Genomic DNA, 20655 nt, shown 5'->3' with positions numbered 1-20655 from the left:
AGGCTGGCCGCTGCATCCCACGGAGCCGGCGCATGCCGACGGAGTCCACGTCCCAGGGCGCCACCCACAGCAGGCCGGTCGAGGCCGTCCTCGCGCATCCGTGGCGCACGGTGGCGGTGGTCGTGGCGGCCGGCCTGCTGGCACTGCTGCTGCTCTGGGACTGGAACTGGTTCAGGGGTCCGGTGGAGCGCATCGTCTCGGCGCGGACCGGGCGCAGCTTCGACATCGGCGGCGACCTGGACGTCGATGTCGGGCGTACCGCGGTGATCCGCGCCGACCGCCTGACGCTGGGCAACGCCGACTGGTCGGACAGCCCGGACATGGCCACGACGGACAGGCTCGAGCTCCACGTCCGCCTGTGGCCGCTGCTGGCAGGCCAGGTGCATATCCCCGAGCTGCGCCTGCGCCAGCCGGACATCCTGCTCGAGGCCGGCGAGGACGGCGGCAACTGGCGCTTCGACGGCATGTCGGGCGAAGGCGAGGGGCCGCGCATCGACCTCCTCCACGTCGAATCGGGCCGGCTGCGCTATGTCGACGCGGCCAGGGAGACCGACGTCGACCTCGGCGTCGCCAGTGAGGATACGGAGGATCCGTCGGTGCGCCCGCTGGCCCTGAGCGGCGACGGCCACTGGCGCGGCGCCCCGTTCGAGCTCACCGGCGCCGTGGCCTCGCCGCTGGCGCTGCGCGAGACCGAGACGCCGTATGCGATCGACCTGCGCGCCTCGGCCGGGGCCACCCGCGCCCACGCACGCGGCGCCATCACCCGCCTGCTCGGCCTGTCCGCCTTCGACCTGCAGATGGCGCTGTCGGGCAAGGACCTCGAAGACCTCTACCCGCTGCTCGGCATCGCGATGCCGCACACCCCGCCCTACGAGCTCGACGGCCGCCTGGTCCGCGACGATGCGGTGTGGCGCTATGAAGGCTTCAGCGGCAAGGTCGGCGACAGCGACCTCGGCGGCACCGCGAAGATCACCACCGGGCGCGAGCGCCTGCTGTTCGAAGGCGACCTGCATTCGAAGCTGCTGGACTTCGACGACCTGGCCGGTTTCGTCGGCGGTGCGCCGGACAGCGGCGCCGGCGAAACCGGCAACGCCGAGCTCGAGGCCGAAGCCGCCAAGCGCGCCGCCGCCGGCCGGCTGCTGCCCGACACACCCTACGACCTGCACAAGCTGCGCAATATGGATGCCGACGTGCGCTGGAAGGCCGCCCGCATCGAGGCGCCGGGCTGGCCGCTGGACGACATGGACGTGCGCATCCTGCTCGAAGCCGGACTGCTGCGCCTGGACCCGCTCGAGTTCGGCGCGGCCGGCGGACGCATCCGCTCCACGGTGCGCATGGATGCCCGGCAGGACGCGATCCAGACCGACGCCGCAATCCGTGCGCGCGGACTGGAGCTGGGCCGGCTGCTGCCCGACAACGAGCTGGCGCAGGGCGCCGTCGGCCGCGTGAGCGGCGACATCGACCTTTCCGGGACCGGCAACTCGGTCGCGCGCATGCTGGCCACGGCCGACGGCGATGCCACCCTCGGCATGGGCCGCGGACAGGTCAGCAACCTGCTGCTGGAACTTGCCGGCCTCGACATCTACGAGGCGCTCAAGTTCCTGATTGGCAAGGACCGCCAGGTCGCGGTGCGCTGCGCCTTCGGCGACTTCGCGGTCCAGGACGGGGTGATGACCACGCGCGCCCTGGCCTTCGACACCGAGGACACGATCATCATCGGCGAAGGCACGATCGACCTCGGCGAAGAGCAGCTCGACCTGCTGCTCAAGCCGCGGCCCAAGGACCGCAGCATCCTGGCGCTGCGCTCGCCGCTGGTGATCGACGGCAGCTTCCGCGACCCGGGCTTCCGCCCCGACATGGCGCGCCTCGGCCTGCGCGGCGCAATCGCGCTCGCCCTGGGCAGCATCGCGCCACCGGCCGCGCTGCTGGCGACCCTGGAACTGGGTCCGGGCGAGGACAGCACCTGCGGCGGCCAGTACGCGAAATAGCGCCCCGGCGCCGCCTCGCCGCGATCAGGAGCTGACGCCTAGGAGCTGATGTAGCGCTGCAGGTGCTCGAGCTCGCGCTGCTGCTCCTCGATCACCGCTTTGACCAGGTCGCCGATCGAGACCAATCCCACCACTTCCCCGGCGCTCACCACCGGCAGGTGGCGGACGCGGCGCTCGGTCACCAGCTGCATGCAGGCTTCGGCACCGTCCTCCAGGCGGACGGTGGCGACGTCGGCGGTCATGATGTCGCGCACCGGGGTTTCCTTCGACGACCGGCCTTCGAGCACGATCTTCCGCGCGTAGTCGCGCTCGGACACGATGCCGGCGAGCCGCCCTCCGGGGTCCAGCACCACCAGCGCGCCGATGCCCTGCTCGGCCATCAGCCGGATCGCATCGATCACCGCCGCATCCGGACCGATCGCGTGGACCTCAGCGCCCTTGGATTCCAGCAGTTGCCTCACCGTACGCATCGCAGCCTCGCTCGCTCGTGGGTGGCACGGTCGAGCATACCCCTTCGGCCGGACGCCAGGCGTCGACGAGGTAGAGCGGGCGCTGCTTCGATTCCTCGTAGAGGCGGCCGAGGTATTCGCCGATCAGGCCGAGCGCCATCAGCTGCACGCCGCCCAGGAACAGGATCACCGCCATCATCGTCGGCCAGCCGGCCACCGGGTCCCCCCAGAACAGCGCCTTGAGGATGATCCACAGCCCGTAGCCGAAGGCCACCAGCGCGGTGACCACGCCGGCATACGTCGCCAGGCGCAGCGGAGCGGTCGAGAAGCTGGTGATGCCCTCCAGCGCGAAGTTCCACAGCCGCCAGGCGTTGAACTTGCTGCGGCCCGCCATCCGCGCTTCCCGCCGATAGGGCACCGCCACGCGGTTGAAGCCGATCCAGCCGAACAGGCCCTTCATGAAGCGATGGCGTTCGCGCAGCTCGCGCAGGGCGTCCAGCGCGCGCGGCGACAGCAGGCGGAAGTCACCGGTGTCCGTGGGCACGGGGGTTTTCGACAGGCGCTGCATGACGCGGTAGAAGCCATGCGCCGAAGCGCGCTTGAACCAGCCCTCGCCCTCGCGCGCCAGGCGCGTGCCGTGGACATCGTCGTAGCCCTCGCGCCAGCGCGCGACGAATTGCGGGATCAGCTCCGGCGGGTCCTGGCCGTCGGCATCGAGGATGAGTGCGGCGCCCTCGCGCACCCGGTCCAGGCCGGCGGTCAGGGCCGCCTCCTTGCCGAAATTGCGCGACAGGCGGAGCAGCGACACGCGCGGATCGTCCGCCGCCAGCGCCTGCAGCACCGCCCATGTCGCGTCGGTGCTGCCGTCGTCGATGTAGAGCACGCCACCCTCGACGCCGTCGCGCGCGGCGAGCGCATCCAGCACGGCGGCCAGGCGGGGGTGCAGCCGGGGCAGCGACTGGGCCTCGTTGAAGGCCGCCACCACCACGGTGAGTCGATCGCGGGTCATGCCGGCATCCTAGCGCGCCGGCGGCTCACTCCAGCTGCTCCAGCCAGGCGTCGCCCCCCAGGTTGCGCATGTTGCGCTGGATCCACTGCGCCCGCTTCCGCACGTAGGGACCCGGGCGATGGGCGCTGTAGCGGCGCGGGCTCGGCAGGACCGCGGCCAGGCGCGCGCTCTCGGCGCCGGACAGCGCCGCCGCGTCCTTGCCCCAGTAGCTGCGCGCAGCCGCCTGCGCGCCGTAGATGCCGTCGCCGAACTCGGCCACGTTGACGTAGACCTCGAGGATCCGCTGCTTCGGCCAGAGGGTCTCGATCAGCAGCGTGTACCAGGCCTCCAGGCCCTTGCGCACCCAGCTGCGCCCGCTCCACAGGAACAGGTTCTTGGCCAGCTGCTGGCTGATCGTGCTGCCGCCACGCACGCGGCCGCCGCGTGCATTGCTCTCCAGCGCGCGCTCGATCGCCTCCAGGTCGAAGCCGCGGTGGCGGGCGAAGTTCTGGTCCTCGGCGGCAACCGCCGCCAGCGGCAGCGAGGGTGCGATCGCATCGAGGTCGCGCCAGTCGTAGGCGATGCGGAACGCGGTATCGCCGGAGCGCAGCGCCTCGAACTGGCGGATGGCCATGAACGTGGTGAACGGCGGATCGACGAAACGCAGGGCCACCACCTGGGCGATGCTCGCCAGCAGGAACAGCAGCGGCAGCTTCCACATCCAGTGCCAGCGGCTGCGCCGTGGCGGTGACGCGGCGGCCACGGCCGCCCCTGCATCCTTGTCCCTGCCGCCCGCCATCCCCATCTCCAACGTTCGCCGATCGGCCGATGCGCGATTATCCCGCCCCGGCGCACCACCACAACGCACACGGATCCCGCATGCCCGACGCCGCCAACGCCCGCGACCACCTCACCCGCTTCCTGCTGCCGCGCGCCGGGGTCCGCGGGGTGCACGTCCACCTGGGCGAAACCTGGCGCGCGATCGCCTCGAGCGACGACTACCCGCCGGGCGTGCGCGCACTGCTGGGCGAAGCGGCCGCCGCGTCGGCGCTGTTCACCGGCCACGTCAAGGTCGACGGGCGCCTGTCGGTGCAGCTGCGGGGCCAGCATGGGCTGCGGACGCTGTTCGCCGAATGCACCTCCGAAGGCACGCTGCGCGGCATCGCGCGGCTGGCGGAGGGCAGCAACGACGTCGACGGCCTCGGAAGCCTCGGCGAGGACGCGCTGCTGGCGATCACCATCGAAGGCGCCGGCATCGGCAACCGCGAGGCGACCCGCTACCAGGGCATGGTGCCGCTGGACGCGCCCGACCTGGGCGGCGCGTTCGAGGACTATTTCACCCGGTCCGAGCAGCTCCCGACGCGGATCCTGCTGACCGCGGGCGCGGACCACGCCGTCGGCCTGATGCTGCAGAAGCTTCCGGCCGACGCCGGCGACGGCGACGGCTGGGATCGCGCGAGCGCCCTGTTCTCGACCCTGGGCGCGGCCGAACTCGCCACGACGCCGGCGGCGGAGCTGCTGCACCGCCTGTTCCACGAAGAGTCCCCGGAGCTGGTGGGAGGCCGGCCGCTGGCGTTCGGCTGCTCGTGCTCGCAGGGCCGGGTGGAGGCGATGCTCGAGTCGCTCGGCCGCAGCGAGGCCGAGGCCGCGTTGGTCGGGGGTGTGGCCACCGTTCGCTGCGAATTCTGCGGCCAGGCCTACCAGTTCGACGCCGCCGGCATCAACGCACTCTTCACGGCGGACAGGCGCCCAATGGAGGCCCCTCCCGGCCTGCAGTGAGGGAGGGCGGGGATTGTTAAAGAAACATAAACGCACTAGAGTCGTGCCCACGACCGGGCGGAACTCCCGCCTGCAAGACAGGTCCATCAGCAGGCCATGAAGCCGCGTCCCGCCAAGCTCGCACTGACCCTGCTCCTCGCCTTCGGCGTGGCGGCGGGTGTCCATGCGCAGGCGCCGGGCAAGCGGGAACAGGCCGTGCTGCCGGTCTGGAACCAGTCCAGCGGCAAGGTCGAGGCGCTGCTGCTGCTGGAACCCACGGGTCCCGGTTCGGCCACCGGGTTCGACGGGCGCGCGCTGGACGCCGCCTTCGGCATCGATGCCGGCAAGTCGCTGGGCGTGTTCTGCGACCGCAAGACGGGCCTGGCCAGCGCGCTGGGTAACCTCGCCAACAACTGCATGCTGGCCAGCTTCCAGGACGGCGCCGGCAAGCGGACCGGCGGCACCGCGGCCTTCCGGGCCGGGCCGCAGACGCGCGTCGGCGTCAATGCGGGCAGCGGCAGCGGCAGCCTGCCCAGCTGGCTGACGCCGGGCAATCGCGGCCCCGCCGCCACCGTCGACGTCAACGACCTGACCGTGTTCGCCCAGCACAACATCGGGCGCGAGGGCATGGTGTCGATCGCCGGCACGATGGCCAAGGCCACCCTGGTCACCCCGGCCGAGGCCAGCAACCTCGGCATCGGCGACGCCTGGACGTCGCGCAGCGTGAGCGTGGGCGGCGGCTACGGCCGCTTCAGCGCCAACATCGTCGGCCACGTGGTCGAGACCCCCGGGCAGCCCAAGTGGGAAGGCCTGGGCTTGGGCCTGACCTGGCGCACCCCGTGGAGCGGACAGCTCACCGTGGGCGCCGACAACCTCGTCACCAAGGGCCGAAATCCCTTCGCCCCGGGCACCAGCGCCCGCGACGACGAAGGCACCGTGCCCTACATCCGGTACGAGCAGGACCTCTAAGTCCTTGATGTTCCGCGGTTTCTTCTCTGAAACCGGCGATTATTAACAACACTTTAATTTTTGCTCCGGCAGGGCTACTATCGGCAACGGCCTAACCGGGCTTGGTGTCGATCTTGACTCCACCGGTGGGCTCCCATGGGAATTACCCAAGACTCACTTGGAGAGAGAAGAGATGACCCTTAAGACCACCAAGCTCCGCGACGCGATTTCCTTCGCGCTCGTGTCCGGTGCGACCGTCCTCGCCGGTACCGGCGTCGCGTTCGCGCAGGACAGCTCGGAACAGCAGGCCACGACGCTCGATCGCATCGAGGTCACCGGCTCGCGCATTCGCCAGGTTGACGTGGAGACCGCCCAGCCGGTCACGATGATCAGCCGCGACGAAATCCAGGCCGGCGGCTTCAACAGCGTTGCCGACATCCTGCAGAACATCCCGTCCGCGGGCTCGCCGACGTTCAGCCGCACCTCGCCGCTGACCGCCAACGCGGAAGCCGGTGGCCAGTACATCGACCTGCGCAACCTGGGCGCCCAGCGCACCCTGGTCCTGGTCAACGGCAAGCGCCTGGGCATCAGCCCGGACGGCTTCCAGGACGTGTCGACGATCCCGGCCTCGATGGTCGAGCGCATCGACGTCCTGAAGGACGGCGCGTCGTCGATCTACGGTTCCGACGCCATGGCCGGCGTCATCAACATCATCACCCGCACCAACTTCGAAGGCGCGGAAGTCAACGCGTACTTCGGCCAGTACGGCCAGGGTGACGGCCAGAAGCAGAGCTACGACTTCGTGGTCGGCATGGCCGGCGACCGTGGCTCGGTGACCATCGGTGCCGAGTACCACAATGAAGACGGCGTCTGGGCGCGCAACCGCTTCTTCTCGCGCGACAGCTACCCGGGCTACCCGCAGTACAGCCAGACCGTCGTTGGCCAGTGGGGCAACTGGCGCGTCGGCAGTGCCGGTCCGTGGCAGGTCGCCAATCCTGGCAGCGATGCCCTTGGCCCGGGCGAATGGCACAACCAGGACGGCCTGAGCCCGCTCGACACGAGCCGCGCATCCGACCAGATGCACGTCCTGACCCCGATCGAGCGTCGCTCGCTGTTCGCCAACGTCAACTACGACGTGACCGACAACGTCCGCTTCGTCAGCGACCTCAGCTACACCAAGCGCGAGTCGAACCGCCAGATCGCCGGCTACCCGACCCAGTCGCAGGCTGCCGCGGTCAACGCGCCGATGGCCGCCAACAGCTACTTCAACCCGACCGGCGGCGTGTCCCCGGTGAACTGGCGCCGTCGTGGCTGGGAAGTGCCGCGCACCACCGACACCGTCCAGACCACCTGGCGCTGGACGGCCGCCCTGCAGGGCTCGTTCGACATCGGTGAGCGTTACTTCGACTGGGACGTCGGGTACATGTTCAACGAGAACGACCTGGCGATCACCAACAACGGCAACCTGTACATCCCGAACATCCGCCGCGCGGTGGGCCCGTCGTTCATGAACGCCCAGGGCCAGATCGTCTGCGGTACCCCGGGTGCCGTGATCGTCGGCTGCGTGCCGTGGAACCCCTTCGCGGGCTTCGGTACCGGCGCGGTCGCGAACTCGCTCGAGGATCCGGAGGTGCAGGCTTACCTGTACAAGCAGGAAAACGCGGTCGGCCGTACCGAGACCAACAACTACTTCGCCAACCTGGCGGGTTCGATCGCCACGCTTCCGGCCGGTGACCTCGGCTTCGCGGTGGGCATCGAGCATCGCAAGGAAGAGGGCGGTTTCTCCCCCGACGCCATCGCGCAGTCGGGTGACTCCACCAACCTCGCGTCGGGTCCGACCTACGGTTCGTACTCGCTGGACGAAGTCTACGCCGAGCTCAACATCCCGCTGCTCGCCGACATGGCGTTCGCGCAGGAGCTGTCGCTCAGCGTCGCAAGCCGCTACTCGGACTTCGACACCTTCGGTGACACCACGAACAACAAGTTCGGCCTGAAGTGGCGTCCGATGGACGACCTGCTGGTCCGCGCGACCTGGGCCGAGGGCTTCCGCGCCCCGACCATCGGCGACCTGTACGGCGGCACCTCCGACACCTTCACCACCGGTTTCCGCGATCCCTGCGACACCGTGTACGGTGTGGCGGCCGGTTCGGCCCGCTGCCTCCAGGACGTCCCGGTCGGCTACCGCCAGCTGCAGCAGGGCTTCGTGCCCACGACCGCTGCTGGCCAGCAGACCCCGGTTCCGTTCACCTCGGGTTCCAACCCGCTGACGCAGCCGGAGTTCTCGGAGTCGAAGACCGTTGGTTTCGTGTACAGCCCCAGCGCTGTCGAGGGTCTGTCCATCGGTCTTGACTGGTGGAACATCCGCATCGACAACACCATCGTGTCGGACACCCCCAACGAGATCCTGGAAGACTGCTACGTCGCCCTGATCGAGTCCCGTTGCGCCCTGTTCTCGCGCAGCGCGGCACTGGGCTACATCGTCGACGACCTGCAGTACGGCGTCCGCAACTCGGGCTATGCCGAGACCGAAGGTTACGACCTCGACGTCAACTACGCCCTGACCACGGACTACGGCCGCTTCAGCGCGCGCTGGGCCACGACCTACGTCAGCCTGTACGAGACCAAGTCCACGAACGATGCGGACGAGGTTCCGAGCCAGGCGAACGGCTTCGGGGGCACCTTCCGCGTGCGTTCCAACCTCAACCTGAGCTGGAACTACAACGACTTCGGCGTGACCTGGGGCATGCGCTACAACTCGGGCACCAAGGAATCGTGCGCCGGCTTCGGCGACGGCGCCCACTGCTCGCTGCCCGACTACCAGGCTCCGGACACCCTGGGCGCGGTCGTGCCGCAGAACGAAGTCGGTTCGGCGACGTTCAACGACCTGCAGTTCAGCTGGAATGCTCCGTGGAACGCGCGTATCGCTGTCGGCGCCAACAACGTGCTCGACAAGGATCCGCCGATCTACTACACCCAGCCGAACTCGGGCTTCGCGTTCTACGGCGGTCATGACATCGGTCGCTTCATCTACGCCCGCTACACCCAGAAGTTCTGATCCATCGAACTTCCGTTAGTGCTCTGAACTACAGCCCCGAAAGGGGCTGTAGTTTTTTGTGGCGGGCGCAATGGGCCGGGCCGGCCTGGCGCATGCCGCATAATGTCGATCCTCCGCAGTGCCGACGCCGCCACGCTGCTGGCCGCGCGCACTCCGACCCAACGACAGGATCACATCCATCCATGGACATTGGCGTCCTCAAGCAGGGGGCGATCGCCGCCCTGCAGCGTCAGCGCTGGGACGAGGCGCAGTCGCTCGCCGCGCGCCTGATCGACCTGGATCCAGGCGACCCCGAGGTGCACTTCATCGCCGGCGTGGCGATGCTCGAGCAGGACCGCGTCCTCGAAGCCCGGGATGTCTTCAGGCAGGCCATCGCGCTCGCGCCCGGCCGCGCCGATTTCCACCTCTATCTCGCGCGCGCCTGCGCGTCGTCGCAGGACTACGACGCGGCGCTCGCCGCCGCCGGCGAGGCCGAGCGGCTCCTGCCGCGCGACAGCGCCGCCGGCTTCGACACGCTCGGGGTGGTGCTGGTGCAGTGCCACGCCTACGAGCGCGCCACCGTCGCCTTCCGCCACGCGGCCGGGCTTGCGCCTGCGAATCCGGGCGTGCGCTTCAACCTGGGCACCGCACTGACCTTCCTCGGCGACATCGACGGCGCCGAGCGCGAGTTCGAAGCCTGCATCGGCCTGGAACCGCAGCACTGGCGGGCCCACCAATCTCTGTCCCAGCTGCGCCGGCAGACGGCGGACGCCAACCACATCGAGCGACTCACGGCGCTGGCCGCGGGCGCCACGGGCAAGGTGACCGCGACCACCTTCCTCAACATGGCGCTCGCCAAGGAGCTCGAGGACCTCGGCGACCACGCGGCGGCCTTCGACCGCATGGTCACCGGCAAGGCGGCGCCCCGCGACATGCTGGGCTACTCGAGGGCGCGCGAGCGCGAACTCTTCGACGCGCTGGCATCGGGCTTTCCCGAGCCGTGGTCGCCCGCCACCACCACGGGCAGCGAGGCCCGCGATCCGGTCTTCATCGTCGGCATGCCGCGTACCGGCACCACGCTCGTCGACCGCATCGTGTCCAGCCATCCGCAGGTGCAGTCGGCAGGCGAACTCCACAACTTCGCGTCGGTGTGGAAGCGCGCCATGGGCGGCCCCTCGTTCGAGATGTTCAACCCGGAGCACATCGCGCGCGCCACGGCCAGGCCCATCGACTGGCGCCAGCTCGGCGACGACTACGTGGCCAGCACGCGGGCCTTCACCGGCTCACGGCCGCGGTTCACCGACAAGCTGCCGCACAACTTCCTCTACCTCGGCTACATCGCCTGTGCGCTGCCCGAGGCGAAGCTCGTCTGCGTCCGCAGGCATCCGCTGGACACCTGCCTGAGCAATTTCAGGCAGCTGTTCGCGCCCGAGTCGCCCTACTTCGACTACTCGTACGACCTGCTGGACATCGGCCATTACTACATCCTGTTCGACAGGCTGATGGCCCACTGGAAGGCCGCCTTCCCCGGCCGCATCCACGAGGTGCGGTACGAGTCCCTGGTGGCGGAGCAGGAAGCCGACAGCCGCGCGCTCATCGCCCACTGCGGGCTGGACTGGGACGACGCCTGCCTGTCCTTCGAGAAGAACGCCGCGCCGGTCACCACGGCCAGCGCGGTCCAGGTGCGGGCGAAGATGTACACCACCGCGCTCGGGCGCTGGAAGCGCTACGAGGCGCAGCTGCAGCCGCTGCGGGCGATGCTGGAAGACGCCGGGATCGATTGCGGCTGACGGCACCCGGCGGCCTGGTCGGCCGCCGGGTCCTGCCGACTCAGGCCGCGGCCTGGAGGCTGGTGCGCAGCGGCGAGTCGGCAGGCACGCCGAGCTCGTCCAGGTAAGCCGCGACTTCGGCCGATTCCGCCTGCCAGCCCGCCTCGTCGACGCGCAGCAGCTCCTGCATCACCGCGTCGTCGAGCTCGAGGCCGTCACGGCGCAGGGCATCGTGCGTCGGTAGGTGTCCGATCGGCGTCTCGACCGCCGCCGCCCCGCCCTCGACGCGGCCGATGATCCACTCCAGCACACGCAGGTTGTCGCCGAAGCCCGGCCACATGAAGCGGCCGTCGGCGTCCTTGCGGAACCAGTTGACGTGGAAGATCTTCGGCAGCTTCGCGCCCGGCCTGTCGAAGGACAGCCAGTGCGCGAAGTAGTCGGCGAAGCTGTAGCCGCAGAACGGCTTCATCGCCATCGGGTCGCGGCGCATCACGCCGACGGCGCCGGTGGCCGCAGCCGTGGTCTCCGAACCCATCGCCGCGCCCACGAGCACGCCGTGTGCCCAGTCGCGCGACTCGAACACCAGCGGCACCAGACTCGACCGGCGGCCGCCGAACACGATGGCGCTGATCGGCACGCCCTGCGGATCCTCGGCGCGCGGTGACCAGGTCGGGCACTGCCTGGCGCTCACGGTGAAGCGCGAGTTGGGATGCGCGGCCGGGCCATTCGCAGCGTCGTATGGACGTCCCTGCCAATCGTGCGCCGGAATGCGCTTGTCCAGGCCTTCCCACCACGGCTGGCCGTCGTCGGTCACCGCCACGTTGGTGAAGATGGTGTCGCGCTCGATGCTGTGCAGCGCGTTCGGGTTGGACTTCTCCGAGGTGCCCGGCGCGACGCCGAAGAACCCGGCCTCGGGATTGATCGCCCACAGGCGGCCGTCCTCGCCCGGATGCATCCAGCAGATGTCGTCGCCGACCGTCCACACCTTCCAGCCCTGCTCGCGGTAGGCCTCCGGCGGGATCAGCATGGCCAGGTTGGTCTTGCCGCAGGCGCTCGGGAAGGCGGCGGCCACGTAGTGCACCTCGCCCTGTGGATTCTCGATGCCGACGATCAGCATGTGCTCGGCCAGCCAGCCCTCGTGGCGCGCCTGGTGCGAGGCGATGCGCAGCGCATGGCATTTCTTGCCGAGCAGCGCGTTGCCGCCGTAGCCCGAGCCGTAGGACTTGATCACCAGCTCGTCGGGGAAATGCATGATGTAGCGGCGGCCGGGGTCGAGCTCGCCGGTGGAGTGCAGGCCGCGGACCAGCGGCTTGCCCTCGGCGCCCTCGCGCTCGATGCGCGCCAGCGCGGCGGCGCCCATGCGCGTCATCAGCCGCATGTTGGCCACCACGTACGGCGAATCGGTGATCTCCACGCCGCAGCGCGCCAGCGGCGAGTCGACCGGGCCCATGCAGTACGGCACGACGTACAGGGTGCGGCCCTGCATGCAGCCGTCGAACAGCGCGTCGATCGTTGCGTGTGCCTCGGCCGGGGCCATCCAGTGGTTGTTCGGACCGGCGTCCTCGCTGTTCTCATGACAGACGAAGGTCAGGTGCTCCACGCGGGCGACGTCGTCGGGATGGGAGCGGTGCAGCACGCAGCCGGGATGGGTGTCCTGGTTGAGCGGCAGAAGGGTGCCGTCGGCCATCATGGCCGCCTGCAGGGTGGCGGCTTCGGCGTCGCTTCCGTCGCACCAGACCACGCGGTCGGGGCGGGTCAGCGCGGCGACTTCGTCGACCCACTGCTGCAGGGACGCAAGCCGGGTGCCGGGCGACGCTTCCGCGCCCTGCTGGGGAACTGCAATCATGTCTCGCGCCTCCGGAGTGCGCTTTTTTCAGGCAGGACCCGCAATTCTAGCGAGCGGGGACCGTGCCGCCGTGCTGCACCGCGTCATCGCGCGGCGCACCGGCGTCTCAACCGGGGACGAGCGTGCGCTCCATGTGCGACACGTACTCGTCGAACTCCTCCTGCGGCATGCGCGCCTGGTGCAGCTGCAGGTTGAGCTGGAGGAAGCCGACATAGGCGGCGTAGGTCAGCCGCGCGCGATGGCGCGCCTCGGTCCGCCCAAGCCCGGCCTGGCGGAAGGACGCCGTGAGGTAGTCCAGGCGGCGCTGCGACACGCGGCCGATCACCGGCTGGACCGCCGGATGGTCGGGCGCCTTCAGCAGCGCGCTGTACACGATGTGCGACTTGAACTCGCGCGCCACCATCTGGAACAGCGCGCGCAGGCGGTCGCGCGGGTCCGGGACGGCTTCGAGCTTTCCGAAGACATCCTGCTCCTCGTAGGCCTCCCAGCGTTCAAGCGCCGCCTGCAGCAGCGCGTCGCGCGACGGGAAGTGCCAGTAGAAGCTGCCCTTGGTCACGCCCAGCCGGCGCGCCAGCGGTTCCACCGCGAGCGCGGAGACCCCCTGCTCGGCGATGAGGTCCAGCGCGGCCTCGGCCCAGTCCCCGGCGCTGAGCCGGCTGCGTTCACCCTTGGCGGCGGTGGTCTTCATGCCGCCGAGTGTATCCATACGCTTGGGTGCGGGACAGCGCCGGGAGCCCACGGACGCGTTGACAGGCCGCCGCGGCGATGTCCATACTCGCCCGTATGGGCCAGTCCAGGGGATTCCGCCATTGGCGGAGTACACGCTGGCCTCCATCAGCCAAGGCGGGCGCAATGCTCGCGGAGACCATGCCATGAGTATCGTCGTCCCCTTCCTCGTCCTGGTACTGGTCGGCGCCTTCGCCGCCTACCACCGCATGCGCCTGGCCACCTGGGCCGCGATCACCGCCGCCGCCCTCGCCGCGTGCTGGCTGCTGGGCGCGCACCGCGGCGCCACCATCGCGGCCATCGTGGTCGCCGTCCTGGTCGCCCTTCCGCTGCTGCTGCCCTTCATCCGCAAGCCGCTGATGACCGCGCCGCTGCTGAAGATCTTCCGGCGGATCCTGCCGCCGCTGTCGCAGACCGAACGCATCGCGCTGGAGGCCGGCTCGGTCGGCTTCGAGGGCGAACTGTTCTCGGGCGCGCCGGACTGGAACGTGCTGATGTCGCAGCCCAGGCCGCAGCTCACCGCCGAGGAACAGGCCTTCCTCGACGGCCCGGTCGAGCAGCTCTGCCTGATGACCGACGACTGGGACATCACCCACGTGCGCGCCGACCTGCCGCCGGAGATGTGGCAGTTCATGAAGGACCACCGCTTCTTCGGGATGATCATCCCCAAGGAGTACGGCGGCCTGGGCTTCAGCGCGCTGGCGCACCACAAGGTGATCCAGAAGCTGGCCTCGATCTCGAGCGTCGTCAGTTCGACGGTGGGCGTGCCCAACTCGCTCGGACCGGGCGAGCTGCTGATGCACTACGGCACCCGGGCGCAGAAGGACCATTACCTGCCGCGCCTGGCCGACGGCCGCGACGTGCCCTGCTTCGCCCTGACCGGTCCCTTCGCGGGCTCCGATGCCACCTCCATCCCCGACTTCGGCATCGTCTGCAAGGGCGAATGGGACGGCGGCCAGGTGCTGGGCGTCAGGCTCACTTTCGACAAGCGCTACATCACCCTGGCACCGGTGGCGTCGCTGATCGGCCTGGCCTTCCGCATGTACGACCCGGATGGCCTGCTGGGCGACGTGCGCGACATCGGCATCACCCTGGCGCTGGTGCCGCGCGACGTCGAGGGCATGGACGTCGGCCGCCGCCACTTCCCGCTCAACTCGCCGTTCCAGAACGGTCCCGTCCGCGGACATGAGGTGTTCGTGCCGCTGAGCCAGATCATCGGCGAGGAGAACGGCTTCGGCGAAGGCTGGCGCATGCTCAGCGAGTGCCTGTCGATCGGCCGCTCGATCACCCTGCCCTCCACCGCCAGCGGCGGCGCCAAGTCCGGCGCGGTCACCACCGGTGCCTACGCGCGCATCCGCAAGCAGTTCGGCCTGTCGATCGGCCGCTTCGAGGGCGTGGAAGAGGCGCTGGCGCGCATCGGCGGCAAGGCCTACGCGATCAGCGCGCTGTCGCAGGCCACCGCCGCCGCGGTCGATCGCGGCGACGTGCCGGCGGTGCCCTCGGCGATCGCCAAGTACCACTGCACCGAGATGGGCCGCGAGGTCGCCAAGGACGTCATGGACGTCATCGGAGGCAAGGGCATCATCCTCGGCCCGCGCAATTTCGCCGGCCGTGCCTGGCAGGCCTCGCCGATCGCGATCACGGTCGAGGGCGCCAACATCATGACCCGCAGCCTGCTGATCTTTGGCCAGGGCGCGATCCTCTGCCATCCGTGGGTGATGAAGGAGATGAAGGCGGCGCAGGATCCGGATGAGCGCGCAGGCGTGGAAGCGTTCGACCGCGCGCTGTTCGGCCACGTCGGCTATGCGATCTCCAACGCCGTGCGCTCGGTGTGGTTCGGGATCACCGGCTCGCGCTTCGGCCGCGCGCCCGGCGACGACTACACCCGCCGCTACTTCCGCCGCCTCAACCGCCACTCCGCCAACCTGGCGCTGATGGCCGACGTTTCGATGCTGATGCTGGGCGGCAAGCTGAAGTTCAAGGAGTCGCTGTCGGGCCGCCTGGGCGACGTGCTGAGCCACCTGTACATGACCAGCGCGATGCTCAAGCGCCACCACGACGAAGGCGCGCCGGTCGCCGACCAGCCGCTGCTGGCCTGGGCCTACCACGACAGCATCCACAAGATCGAAACCGCGCTGTCGGCCGCGCTGCGCAACTTCCCGATCCGTCCGGTGGGCTGGCTGATGTGGATGCTGATCTTCCCGCTCGGCCGCCGCGCCGTGGCCCCGGGCGACCGCCTCGGCCACCGCGTCGCCGCGCTGCTGATGACCCCGAACGAAGGCCGCGACCGCCTCGCCTCCGGCGTGTTCACCACGCCGTGCGCGAACAACCCGGCCGGCCGCATCAACAGCTACCTGGCCGCGGCCATCGCGGCCGAGCCGGTCGAGCGCAAGTTCCTGAAGGCGCTGAAGAACAAGGGCATCGAGGCGCTGGACTTCGCCAGCCAGCTCGACGAGGGCGTGCGCGAGGGCTGGATCTCGGCGGAGGAGCGCACGCAGCTGGAGGACCTGCGCGCGATGACGCTCGACACCATCAGCGTCGACGACTTCGAGCCGCACGAACTGCGCGCGGCGACGTACTACGATGGCCAGCGACCCGACGGGACGCGCGAAGCGGCCTGAGCAGGACCCGAGGGCGCCCACGCGGCGCCCTCGTCATTCCAGGGATCCGCGCGCCGTCAGCGCCGCGCGTGCCACGCCGCGAGCACGGCGGCTTCGCGATCGGGCGCGAGCCCGGCCTTGGGCTCCGCCCGCCGCTCCGCGGGCAGCGAGCGCCACCAGGCGAGCGTGTCGCCCACCGTGTCCTCGAGGGGGCGCGTGCGCAGCCCGACCGCATGCGCACGCGCGGTGCTGATGTGGCCGAATCCGGCGTCGTCGCCGGCCGCGGGGATCCACGCCGGCATGTCCTGCCAGGGCGACACGCCCTGCGCCTCCAGGAAGTCCGCCGGCACCCACGTCAGCGTGGAGTCGTGGCCTGGCGGCTGCGGGCACGGGGCGCGCACGCAGTGGATGGTGTTCATCCGCCGCGAGACCTCCTGGCAGGTGGCCAGCAGGCGCCCCATGGTGATCGAGCCCGCGGGCGCATCGGCGTTGTAGATGCCCATGTGGCGCTGTTCCAGCGCCAGCAGCAGGAAGTCCGCGAGATCGCGCACGTCGATGAACTGGGTCGGGTCGTCCGGCGTCCCGGGTGCGAGGATTTCGCCGCCCCGGTCGGCCCGCGCCGGCCACCAGGTGAAGCGATCGGTGGTGTCGCCGGGGCCGACGATCAGGCCGGGGCGGACAATCGTGGTGCGCCCGGGGAGTTCGGCCTCGGCCGCGCGCTCGCACAGCGCCTTGAGCCCTCCGTAGGTGTCCCCGGTGACTTCGGTGACGGTCGGATCGGCAAGGACTGCGAGCGGCGCGTCCTCGTCCTGGCCCGGGCGATCGGTCTTGGCGTAGACCGAGATCGTCGACACCATCAGGTACTGCGCGACGCGAGGCGCCAGCAGGCGGGTCGAGCGGGTGACGTCGTCCGGGACGTAGGCGGAGGTGTCCAGCACCACGTCCCAGCGGCGGTCGCCTTCCAGCGCCGACAGGTCGCTCTTGCGGTCGCCGCGGAGTTGCTCGATGTCGGCGAACGCTTCGCCGGCGAAGCGCTCCGGATTGCTCCTGCCGCGGTTGAACAGGGTCAGCCTGTGGCCCTTTGCCCGCGCCGCGGCGACGAAGTGCGGGCCGAGGAAGCCGGTTCCGCCCAGCACGAGGATGTCCAGGGTCCCCGGACTCCGCGCCGCGGCCGCGCTGCCGGCGGCCGGTCCAGCGCCCGTGTCCGCCGCGACGCCGAGGCCGCGGGCGCAGGCCGGAAGGGCCAGGGCGACGGCGCCGGCCAGGCCGGCCTTCAGCAGCTCACGTCGGCTTGGATGGTGCATGCGCAGGCTCCGCGGAGGGGTCCTGCGGGAGCGTGCGCTCGGCGCGGACCACGCGCCATGCGCCGTAGGTCATGCCCAGGGCGATGCCCAGGCCGGCCAGGAAGACCATGCCCGATCCCAGCACCGCCAGCGCCTTGTGCAGCCAGACGAAGGTGAGGTCGCCGCCGCGATAGACCGCTGTGTCGATCACCGCCTTGGCCTTGTAGCGCTGCTCGCGATCGACGCGGGTGTAGAGCGTCTCGCGCGCCGGCTTGGCCAGCGAGAACTCGCTGGCCCGGGTGACGATCTGCACGATCGCCACCAGCATCGGCAGCGGCGAAGCCGACAGCGCGGCGAAGCCGAGCATGATGGCGAACGCCGGCAGCAGCAGCAGCGGCGCGATCCCGTAGCGCTGCAGCAGGAAGCGCGTCAGCAGCAGCTGGATGGCGATGGTGAGGCCATTGATCGCCCAGTCCAGCGTCGAGTAGAACGCCGCGCGCTCCTCGGGCGTGGCGTAGGCCGCGCGCACGATCCGCGCCTGCTCGTTGTAGAGCAGCGTGCCCACCCCGACGCCGAAGAACATCAGGATCGCCAGCGCACGCAGCAGCGGACGCTGCCACACCAGGCGCAGGCCGGCGAGCACCGATCCGCCCATCGCCTGCCCTGCCGTCGCGCCGCCCTGGCGCTCGCGTGCCAGCGCCCACGGCCGCAGCTTCAGGATGCAGAGCAGGCAGACGCCGAGGAACCCCGCCGACACCAGCAACAGGTTGGCGACACCCACCGGCTCGACCAGGAAGCGGGTGATCGCCGGACCGACCAGGGCGCCCACGGTCCCGCCCGCCGCGATGTAGCCGTAGACCTGCTTGGCCTGCGCGTTGTCGAACACGTCGGCCATGAAGCTCCAGAACACCGTCACCGCGAACAGGTTGAACACCGCCACCCAGACGAAGAACGCGGCGCCGCGGCCGGCCATCCCGCTGTCGAAGGCCCACCAGAAGCCGAGCAGGCAGGCGATGAAGACCAGGTAGACCGCCGGCAGGAACACGCGTCGCGGAAAGCGCGACACCAGCGCGCCGTACAGCGGCTGCAGCAGCACCATCACGATGAACGTCGCGGTGAACAGCAGCTGCAGCATGAAGTCGCCGACCTCGATGCCCATGCGCTCGCCGAGCGCGATCAGCCCGCGCGGGAACACCGAGGCCGCGTCCGTGGACGCTCCCATCGCGTCGCGCACCGGGCGCAGCACGTAATAGCCGCAGAGCAGGCTGAAGAAGTACAGCATCGCCCACCACAGCGGCGGCGAGGCGGCCAGCTCGCGGCGCAGCCGGCCCATGCTGCCGGCGGACGCCACTGCGCCCGGATCGCTGCTCATCCGGCGGTTCCGATCCGGGCGACGTCGGGCGGCAGCGGACAGTGCAGCACGCCGCAGATCGTGCGCAGCAGTTCGGCCTCGGCCACCGAGATCCGGCCATCGTGGCTCGCGGCGGCGGTCACCGCTTCCACCATCAGCTGCTTGGCCAGCGGCTCGAGCGCGTCGAGCGCGGGCCAGACCTCGTCGAGCGCGAGCACGCCGTTGGTCGGTGGTGCATACGGCAGGTGGTCGCGCGGAAGCACGCGCTGCAGGCCGGCGAGGTAGGCGCGCTGCGCGGCCGCCGGATCGCCCGGGTTGCCGGCATGGGCGACGACCGCCAGCAGCGTCGCGAACTCCTCGCGCACGCTGCCGGGCTTGCGCCGGCCGAAGCGCGCATGCCGCCGCGGATCCAGCGACTCGCGCAGCTGCACTTCCAGCAGGCGGCCCAGGCAGTACTCGAACAGCGACACCTTGCCGTCGCAGTGGACCACGGCGTGCACGGTGTCGAGCAGGGTCTCGAGTTCGGGACGCGGGCGCCGGCGCAGCACCGGGAACGCGAGCGCGGCCAGCGGCAGGCGCTGCATCGGATGCAGCGCCTGCAGGTCGCCGCCATGCAGCGCCTTGGCCCCGCGCGCGACCTCGTCGCCGAGGCGCGCGGTGATCTCCGGCAGCTGGCGCCCGCGCAGCGCCGCGTCGTCGTCCAGCAGCAGGCCGAGCACCAGCGGCACCACCGCCTCGCGCGACTGCGCCAGGCTGCGCAGCGAAGCCGGCATGCCGTGCACGATGGCGTCGGCGCGCTGGTAGTCGTCGACCTCGGGGTGGCCCACCTGCGCGGCCACCATCGGCGGCGTCACGTCCAGCCGGGCGTCATGCGCGGGCAGGCGGCCGGCATGCACGTCCAGGCCCATCATCCGGTCCTCCTGCAGCCCCGACGGCGGGGTCAGCGACCACTGCCGGCGCAGGCCTTCCAGCTGTTCGCCGCGGAACCCGGGCTCCAGCGCCTGGATGCGCTCGAGGATCGGCGGATGGGTGGCGAACAGGCCGCTGAAGCCGACGCCATCGCCGAAGAGCATGTGGCTGGCCTCCTCGGCATCGGCCCGGTCGCTCAGGCGCGCGCCGTCGGGCAGGCCCGCGATCTTCTTCAGCGCACCCGCGAGGCCGGTGGTCTGGCGCGTGAACTGCACGGCCGACGCGTCGGCCAGCCGCTCGCGCGAGCGGCTGACGCTGGCCTTGATCATCCGGCCGAAGAACATGCCGATGCTGCCGACCACCAGGGCGACCAGCGCGGCCATCATCACCGCCGCCGCATTGCGGTCGCGGCTGCCGCCCAGGTACAGCACCTTGCGGCCGATCAGGCTGATCATGAGGATGCCGAACAGCACGCCCATCAGGCGGATGTTGAGGCGCATGTCGCCGTTGGCGACATGGCTGAACTCGTGGGCGATCACGCCCTGCAGTTCGTCGCGGTTGAGGCGGTCGAGCGCGCCGCGGGTGACCGCGATCGCGGCGTCGCTGGGCGAGTAGCCGGCGGCGAAGGCGTTGATCGCCGATTCGCCTTCCATCACGTAGAGGCCGGGCACCGGCACGCCCGAGGCGATCGCGATCTCCTCGACGACATTGCGCAGGCGGCGCAGCGAGGCGTCGCCGGTGTCCTGCGGCACCGGCGTGCCGCCGAACTGCAGGGCGACCGCGTCACCGCCGCCGCGCAGCGTGGCGAGCCGGTAGAGCGAGCCCAGTCCGATCACCGCCAGGGTGCCCAGGGTGACGACGGCCAGCAGCGGCCAGTTGGCACCGGCGACCAGCAGCACTGCCAGGTCGATCGCCAGCACCATGCCGATCACCGCCAGCGCGAACAGCACCACCAGGCGGGTGCTGTTGCGGCGCGCCTTCGCCTGCTGCTCGAAGAAGTTCATCG

General features: G+C 70.4%; 14 protein-coding genes. 6 read left to right on the top strand and 8 right to left on the bottom strand.

Translation table 11 applies throughout. The features are described from left to right. Positions 1 to 32: 32 nt before the first annotated feature. Entirely contained in the window at positions 33 to 1988 is a 1956-nt protein-coding gene (locus tag JGR68_RS02795; RefSeq protein ID WP_199360337.1) for an AsmA family protein, read from the top strand. 38 nt (positions 1989 to 2026) lie between these two features. Here JGR68_RS02795 and JGR68_RS02790 read toward each other — a convergent pair whose 3' ends face one another. Genes JGR68_RS02790 through mtgA form a run of 3 tightly spaced genes read right to left on the bottom strand, consistent with a single transcriptional unit; the run spans position 2027 to position 4230 of the window. Continuing rightward, positions 2027 to 2458 carry a CBS domain-containing protein gene (locus tag JGR68_RS02790; protein WP_199360335.1) on the bottom strand — a complete coding sequence of 144 codons (432 nt, stop codon included), beginning with the start codon at positions 2456 to 2458 and terminating at the stop codon, positions 2027 to 2029. Next, positions 2418 to 3446, bottom strand: coding sequence for a glycosyltransferase family 2 protein (locus JGR68_RS02785; RefSeq protein ID WP_199360333.1), 1029 nt, complete (start codon positions 3444 to 3446; stop codon positions 2418 to 2420). The genes JGR68_RS02790 and JGR68_RS02785 overlap by 41 nt, the downstream gene beginning before the upstream one ends. 25 nt (positions 3447 to 3471) lie before the next feature. Continuing rightward, positions 3472 to 4230, bottom strand: a complete 759-nt coding sequence (gene mtgA, locus JGR68_RS02780; RefSeq protein WP_199360331.1) for a monofunctional biosynthetic peptidoglycan transglycosylase — start codon at positions 4228 to 4230, stop codon at positions 3472 to 3474. Positions 4231 to 4304: 74 nt separating this feature from the next. Between mtgA and JGR68_RS02775 the strand changes: the two genes are divergently transcribed. The 4 genes from JGR68_RS02775 to JGR68_RS02760 all read left to right on the top strand — a co-directional run bounded on the left by JGR68_RS02775 (position 4305) and on the right by JGR68_RS02760 (position 10955). Further along, positions 4305 to 5204, top strand: coding sequence for an Hsp33 family molecular chaperone HslO (locus tag JGR68_RS02775; protein ID WP_199360330.1), 900 nt, complete (start codon positions 4305 to 4307; stop codon positions 5202 to 5204). 96 nt (positions 5205 to 5300) lie between these two features. Further along, positions 5301 to 6152 carry a hypothetical protein gene (locus JGR68_RS02770; RefSeq protein ID WP_199360329.1) on the top strand — a complete coding sequence of 284 codons (852 nt, stop codon included), beginning with the start codon at positions 5301 to 5303 and terminating at the stop codon, positions 6150 to 6152. Between the two features lie 172 nt (positions 6153 to 6324). Next, the gene (locus tag JGR68_RS02765; protein ID WP_199360328.1) at positions 6325 to 9186 is read left to right on the top strand and encodes a TonB-dependent receptor; all 2862 of its coding nucleotides are present in this window, start codon (positions 6325 to 6327) and stop codon (positions 9184 to 9186) included. A gap of 182 nt (positions 9187 to 9368) precedes the next feature. After that, positions 9369 to 10955, top strand: coding sequence for a sulfotransferase (locus JGR68_RS02760; protein ID WP_199360327.1), 1587 nt, complete (start codon positions 9369 to 9371; stop codon positions 10953 to 10955). A 40-nt stretch (positions 10956 to 10995) separates the two neighbouring features. Here JGR68_RS02760 and JGR68_RS02755 read toward each other — a convergent pair whose 3' ends face one another. After that, positions 10996 to 12780: a phosphoenolpyruvate carboxykinase (GTP) gene (locus tag JGR68_RS02755; RefSeq protein WP_199360326.1), complete on the bottom strand. Its 1785-nt coding sequence runs from the start codon at positions 12778 to 12780 to the stop codon at positions 10996 to 10998. Between the two features lie 106 nt (positions 12781 to 12886). Then, positions 12887 to 13468 carry a TetR/AcrR family transcriptional regulator gene (locus tag JGR68_RS02750; RefSeq protein WP_234446566.1) on the bottom strand — a complete coding sequence of 194 codons (582 nt, stop codon included), beginning with the start codon at positions 13466 to 13468 and terminating at the stop codon, positions 12887 to 12889. A 184-nt stretch (positions 13469 to 13652) separates the two neighbouring features. Between JGR68_RS02750 and JGR68_RS02745 the strand changes: the two genes are divergently transcribed. Continuing rightward, entirely contained in the window at positions 13653 to 16127 is a 2475-nt protein-coding gene (locus JGR68_RS02745) for an acyl-CoA dehydrogenase (RefSeq protein ID WP_199360324.1), read from the top strand. A gap of 56 nt (positions 16128 to 16183) precedes the next feature. Here the strand turns inward: JGR68_RS02745 and JGR68_RS02740 are convergent, their stop codons facing one another. The 3 genes from JGR68_RS02740 to JGR68_RS02730 are packed head-to-tail and all read right to left on the bottom strand — an operon-like array spanning position 16184 to position 20653. After that, complete coding sequence (locus JGR68_RS02740; RefSeq protein ID WP_199360322.1) at positions 16184 to 17410, bottom strand: NAD-dependent epimerase/dehydratase family protein; 1227 nt, start codon at positions 17408 to 17410, stop codon at positions 16184 to 16186. After that, the gene (locus JGR68_RS02735; RefSeq protein WP_199360320.1) at positions 17388 to 18761 is read right to left on the bottom strand and encodes an MFS transporter; all 1374 of its coding nucleotides are present in this window, start codon (positions 18759 to 18761) and stop codon (positions 17388 to 17390) included. The genes JGR68_RS02740 and JGR68_RS02735 overlap by 23 nt, the downstream gene beginning before the upstream one ends. Next, a complete protein-coding gene (locus tag JGR68_RS02730) occupies positions 18758 to 20653 on the bottom strand; it encodes a M48 family metallopeptidase (protein ID WP_199360318.1) in 1896 nt (631 codons plus the stop codon). The genes JGR68_RS02735 and JGR68_RS02730 overlap by 4 nt, the downstream gene beginning before the upstream one ends. Between the last annotated feature and the right edge of the window lie 2 nt (positions 20654 to 20655).

Source organism: Luteimonas sp. MC1750 (assembly GCF_016615955.1).
GTDB lineage: Bacteria > Pseudomonadota > Gammaproteobacteria > Xanthomonadales > Xanthomonadaceae > Luteimonas.
This window is presented reverse-complemented; position numbering and strand designations above follow the sequence as displayed.

Coding starts and splice junctions, on each gene's coding strand:
- JGR68_RS02795 (WP_199360337.1), top strand. CDS start 33: ATGCCGACGGAGTCCACGTCCCAGGGCGCCACCCACAGCAGGCCGGTC.
- JGR68_RS02790 (WP_199360335.1), bottom strand. CDS start 2,458: ATGCGTACGGTGAGGCAACTGCTGGAATCCAAGGGCGCTGAGGTCCAC.
- JGR68_RS02785 (WP_199360333.1), bottom strand. CDS start 3,446: ATGACCCGCGATCGACTCACCGTGGTGGTGGCGGCCTTCAACGAGGCC.
- mtgA (WP_199360331.1), bottom strand. CDS start 4,230: ATGGGGATGGCGGGCGGCAGGGACAAGGATGCAGGGGCGGCCGTGGCC.
- JGR68_RS02775 (WP_199360330.1), top strand. CDS start 4,305: ATGCCCGACGCCGCCAACGCCCGCGACCACCTCACCCGCTTCCTGCTG.
- JGR68_RS02770 (WP_199360329.1), top strand. CDS start 5,301: ATGAAGCCGCGTCCCGCCAAGCTCGCACTGACCCTGCTCCTCGCCTTC.
- JGR68_RS02765 (WP_199360328.1), top strand. CDS start 6,325: ATGACCCTTAAGACCACCAAGCTCCGCGACGCGATTTCCTTCGCGCTC.
- JGR68_RS02760 (WP_199360327.1), top strand. CDS start 9,369: ATGGACATTGGCGTCCTCAAGCAGGGGGCGATCGCCGCCCTGCAGCGT.
- JGR68_RS02755 (WP_199360326.1), bottom strand. CDS start 12,780: ATGATTGCAGTTCCCCAGCAGGGCGCGGAAGCGTCGCCCGGCACCCGG.
- JGR68_RS02750 (WP_234446566.1), bottom strand. CDS start 13,468: ATGAAGACCACCGCCGCCAAGGGTGAACGCAGCCGGCTCAGCGCCGGG.
- JGR68_RS02745 (WP_199360324.1), top strand. CDS start 13,653: ATGAGTATCGTCGTCCCCTTCCTCGTCCTGGTACTGGTCGGCGCCTTC.
- JGR68_RS02740 (WP_199360322.1), bottom strand. CDS start 17,410: ATGCACCATCCAAGCCGACGTGAGCTGCTGAAGGCCGGCCTGGCCGGC.
- JGR68_RS02735 (WP_199360320.1), bottom strand. CDS start 18,761: ATGAGCAGCGATCCGGGCGCAGTGGCGTCCGCCGGCAGCATGGGCCGG.
- JGR68_RS02730 (WP_199360318.1), bottom strand. CDS start 20,653: ATGAACTTCTTCGAGCAGCAGGCGAAGGCGCGCCGCAACAGCACCCGC.